This is a genomic window from Kineococcus indalonis, assembly GCF_009906395.1.
Classification (GTDB): Bacteria; Actinomycetota; Actinomycetes; order Actinomycetales; family Kineococcaceae; genus Kineococcus; species Kineococcus indalonis.
On record NZ_JAAALM010000997.1, the window covers coordinates 1 to 524 of the forward strand.

Genomic DNA, 524 nt, shown 5'->3' on the forward strand with positions numbered 1-524 from the left:
GGGCGGGTCGAGCCGATGGCCTGGTGCATCGACTCGTGGGTGCCGACGGCCTCGACGACCGAGTGCGCGCCCAGCCCACCGGTGAGCTCCTTCAGCTCGGCGATCCCTGCCTCGCCGCGCTCGGCGACGATGTCGGTGGCGCCGAACTCGCGGCCCAGGGCCTGCCGGTCGGCGTGCCGGCTGAACAGGACGATCTGCTCGGCGCCCAGCTGCTTCGCGGCCAGCACCGCGCACAGGCCCACGGCCCCGTCGCCGACGACCGCGACGCTCTTGCCGGGGCCGGCCTCGGCGGCCACGGCGCCGAACCAGCCGGTGCCCAGCACATCGGAGGCGGCCAGCAGGCTGGGGACGAGGTCGGCGTCGGGGACGCCGGGGGTGGCCACCAGAGTGCCGTCGGCCAGCGGGACCCGCATGCGCTCGGCCTGGGCGGCGCCACCGGTGCCGAGCACCTCGCGGTGCAGGCAGGAGGTCTGGTAGCCGGCGCGGCAGATCTCGCAGGTGTTGTCGGAGGCGAAGAAGGAACC

The 524-nt window shown here is 75.4% G+C and carries 1 protein-coding gene; it reads right to left on the minus strand.

What is annotated here, in order from left to right; translation table 11 throughout:
- Positions 1–524 (minus strand): zinc-binding dehydrogenase (locus GTR00_RS22385; RefSeq protein ID WP_166613659.1); only part of this gene is annotated, 524 nt, incomplete at both ends.